The organism is Pantoea sp. CTOTU49201 (assembly GCF_032054795.1).
In the GTDB taxonomy this organism is placed as follows: domain Bacteria; phylum Pseudomonadota; class Gammaproteobacteria; order Enterobacterales; family Enterobacteriaceae; genus Pantoea; species Pantoea symbiotica.
Genome location: NZ_DAMBSA010000463.1, coordinates 1 through 3,440, shown reverse-complemented (window position 1 = coordinate 3,440; position 3,440 = coordinate 1). Strand labels below are relative to the sequence as shown.

Here is a 3,440-nt window from a genome sequence, read left to right as displayed (position 1 = left end):
GAGCAGCCATCACCGTACCGACGCCCTCATAGCCAGCGATGAGCGGCGGCGAGACGCGATGGCGATAAGCGCCGGTGATCGGAATCAGGTCGGAAGCATTAATGGGAGCAAACTGCATCGCCACGCGCAGCAGGCCAGCAGCGCAGGGCGCTAAAGCAGAGGATTTGAGCGTAAGTACGCTGGCAGGATCGCCAAACTGCCGATAAGCGAGGGCCAGATTGCTTATCGGCAGCGATTTAGAGTTCGGTTTTGGCGTCGAATTCACACAGATCTTCGATCAGACAGGATCCGCAACGCGGTTTACGCGCCACGCAGGTATAGCGACCGTGCAGAATCAGCCAGTGATGGCAGTCGACTTTAAACGCCGCTGGCACCACTTTCAGCAGTTTGTCTTCCACTTCTTCTACATTCTTACCCGGCGCGAAGCGGGTGCGATTACTGACGCGGAAAATATGCGTATCGACAGCAATCGTTGGCCAGCCAAAAGCGGTATTGAGCACCACGTTGGCGGTTTTACGCCCGACGCCCGGCAGCGCTTCCAGCGCCGCACGATCTTCCGGCACTTCGCCACCGTGCTGTTCCAGCAGAATGCGGCAGGTCTTGATAACGTTCTCCGCCTTGCTGTTAAACAGGCCGATGGTTTTGATGTACTCCTTCACGCCATCAACGCCGAGCGCCAGAATGGTTGCTGGCGTATTCGCCACCGGATAGAGCTTCGCGGTGGCTTTGTTGACGCTAACGTCAGTGGCTTGCGCGGAGAGTAACACCGCAATCAGCAGCTCAAATGGCGAGCTGAAGTTCAGTTCTGTGGTTGGATGCGGATTCTCATCACGCAGGCGCGTCAGGATTTGCGCGCGTTTCTCTTTATTCACACCGCTTTCCCGGTTGCGCCTTGCGGCTCGGCTTCAGGCGCTGCCGCACGTGTGGCCGCACGCTGTTTCATTTTCTGATCGATCAAGTATTTCGCCGCCAGCAGCATGCCGAGGCCAATAAAGGCGCCCGGTGGCAGCATCGCCAGCAGCATGGGGGAATCAAAATGCACTACTTCAATACGCAGCGCTTTGGCCCACGGCCCCAGCAGTTGATCCGCACCGTTAAACAGCGTACCGCTGCCAATCAGTTCACGAATCGAACCCAGCGTCACCATCGCGCAGGTTGCGCCCATGCCGATGGCAAAACCATCAAGCGCGGAGAGCGGAATGCTGCTCTTCGAGGCGACCGCTTCGGCGCGACCCACCACGATGCAGTTGGTGACGATCAGCGGGATAAAGATGCCGAGCGACTGATACAAACCGTACGCGTAGGCGTTGATCAGCATCTGCACGCAGCTCACCACCGAGGCGATGATCATCACGTAAATCGGGATACGGATTTCAGCCGGCACCCAACGACGTGAAGCAGAAATTGCGCTGTTGGTGATGGTCAACACCAGCGTGGTCGCCAGGCCTAAGCCGAGGGCATTCGTGGCGGTTGAGGTAACCGCCAGCAGCGGACACAGGCCGAGCAGCTGCACCAGCGCGGAGTTATTTTTCCACAGGCCGCCGACCAGTAAATTCTTGGCTTCACTCATTTGCATCTCCACATTCAGGCAGCGAAGCGAGCTTCGCTGGCAGTGTTTCAATCAGCAGCGCGGTGCGCTTAGTGGCGTTTACCACTGCGCGAGGCGTAATGGTTGCGCCGGTAAATTGGTCGAATTCACCGCCGTCTTTTTTCACCGCAAAATTTTTGTCATCAGCGCCGTGGATCACTTTGCCATTGAAGCTGTTGATCCAGTCTGAAATACGCAGTTCGATTTTATCGCCAAGGCCCGGCGTTTCATGATGTTCAACCACGCGCACGCCCAGCACTTTGCCGTGGAAATCGGCCCCGACCAACATCTGGATCGCTCCAGAATAGCCGTCTGGCGCGGTGGTCTCAAGCGCCGCAGCCACCGGCTGATCGCCTTTACGCGCTAAATAGAGATGATGCGGTTTACCATTGCCCAGTGCCAGCGCATCGGTCACCAGATAACACTCTTGCTGGATGTGATTGTCGTACAGATCGGTCGGCACCACCTGATCCAACAGATTTTTCTGTTGCAGCGCGGTCTGATGCTCCACCGTCGGCTTGGTGACATAGTTAACCACCGCCGTCACGCCGGTGGTGATCACCGCAAACGCCGCCAGCGTCACCGCATTTTTACGAATAGCTTCGATCATCTTCAGTCCTTGCGATGGCCGTAAACGCGCGGCTGGGTGTAGTAATCAATCAGCGGCACACAAATATTGGCCAGCAATACCGCGAAGGCGACGCCGTCCGGATAGCCGCCAAAGCTGCGAATCAGCCACACCAGCAAACCAATCAGCGCACCGTAGATCAGGCGTCCGCGATTGGTGGTGGATGCGGTCACCGGATCGGTGGCAATAAAGAACGCGCCAAGCATGGTGGCACCGGAGAACAGGTGAATCAGCGGTGAGTTGAGCGACTCCGGCGAGAACAGCCAGCCCAGCGTGGCGCAGAACGCCAGCGAGACGAGGAAACTGACCGGAATGTGCCAGCGGATGGCATTTTTCGCCAGCAGCAGCGCGCCGCCCAGCAGATAACCGAGGTTAACCCACTGCCAGCCGAGACCGGCTAACACGCCGCTGTAAATCGGCTGCGCCAGCAATTGATCGGCGCTGTGTCCGGCACGCAGACCGGTTTTAAAAGTATCGAGCGGCGTCGCCTGGCTGACGCCATCAACGCCGAGTTGCAGCTGCTGCATGGTTTCACCGGCCAGCGTGTGGTGGGTGAAGATCATGCTGAGCGAATCCAGCAGGCCAGGTTTGATCGCCTGCAAACTATCGGGCGGCAACCAACTGGTCATCTGCACTGGGAAGGAGATCAGCAACACCACGTAACCCACCATCGCCGGGTTAAACGGGTTTTGCCCCAAACCGCCGTACAGCTGTTTGGCGATGACGATGGCGAAAATGGTACCCAATACCACCAACCACCAAGGCGCGAGCGGCGGCAGGCTAATGCCGAGCAGCAAGGCGGTGAGCAGGGCGGAGTTATCGGATAAGGTCGGCACCACCGGCGTTTTGCGCAGGCGCAGAATCGCGCCTTCGGTGGCCCACGCGGTGGCGGTCGCCAGCAAAACCTGAATTAAAAAACCTACGCCAAAGAAATACCACTGTGCGGCCATGCCTGGCAGCGCGGCCAACACCACCAGCAGCATAATATTGCCGGTGCTGCGGCGGTTGTGGGTATAGGGAGAACTTGCAATACGAAAAGCCATTTAATCCTCAGTCGTCGAAGGCTGCTGCTGCGCTTTACGCGCTTTGGCACGGGCGACCGCAGCGGCAATTGCCGCTTTGCGTGGGTCGGCGGAGTCAGGAGAGGCAGCAGCCTCCACTTCAGGAGATGTGGCTTCAGCCTGCTGCGCAGCCGCCGCGGCTTTTTTCGCTTTGGCGCGCGCT

The 3,440-nt window shown here is 58.2% G+C and carries 5 protein-coding genes and 1 pseudogene; all 6 read right to left on the bottom strand.

All coding sequences use genetic code 11. From position 1 onward, the window contains the following. Window positions 1-226: pseudogene (locus tag RTY00_RS22180) on the bottom strand (alcohol dehydrogenase); the annotation flags it as partial. Window positions 227-236: 10 nt separating this feature from the next. After that, window positions 237-872 carry an endonuclease III gene (nth, locus tag RTY00_RS22175; protein ID WP_008110262.1) on the bottom strand — a complete coding sequence of 212 codons (636 nt, stop codon included), beginning with the start codon at window positions 870-872 and terminating at the stop codon, window positions 237-239. After that, complete coding sequence (locus RTY00_RS22170) at window positions 869-1,570, bottom strand: electron transport complex subunit E (protein WP_008110261.1); 702 nt, start codon at window positions 1,568-1,570, stop codon at window positions 869-871. Before RTY00_RS22170 ends, nth begins: the two co-directional genes overlap by 4 nt. After that, window positions 1,563-2,198, bottom strand: a complete 636-nt coding sequence (rsxG, locus tag RTY00_RS22165; RefSeq protein WP_312666270.1) for an electron transport complex subunit RsxG — start codon at window positions 2,196-2,198, stop codon at window positions 1,563-1,565. Before rsxG ends, RTY00_RS22170 begins: the two co-directional genes overlap by 8 nt. A gap of 2 nt (window positions 2,199-2,200) precedes the next feature. Continuing rightward, window positions 2,201-3,259, bottom strand: a complete 1,059-nt coding sequence (gene rsxD, locus RTY00_RS22160) for an electron transport complex subunit RsxD (protein WP_312666268.1) — start codon at window positions 3,257-3,259, stop codon at window positions 2,201-2,203. Continuing rightward, a partial coding sequence (locus RTY00_RS22155) for a hypothetical protein (RefSeq protein ID WP_312666266.1) occupies window positions 3,260-3,440 on the bottom strand: 181 nt, incomplete at its 5' end.

Bases quoted from the DNA above. Each gene is read 5' to 3' on its own strand.
- RTY00_RS22170 (WP_008110261.1), bottom strand. From the start codon at position 1,570: ATGAGTGAAGCCAAGAATTTACTGGTCGGCGGCCTGTGGAAAAATAAC.
- rsxG (WP_312666270.1), bottom strand. From the start codon at position 2,198: ATGATCGAAGCTATTCGTAAAAATGCGGTGACGCTGGCGGCGTTTGCG.
- rsxD (WP_312666268.1), bottom strand. From the start codon at position 3,259: ATGGCTTTTCGTATTGCAAGTTCTCCCTATACCCACAACCGCCGCAGC.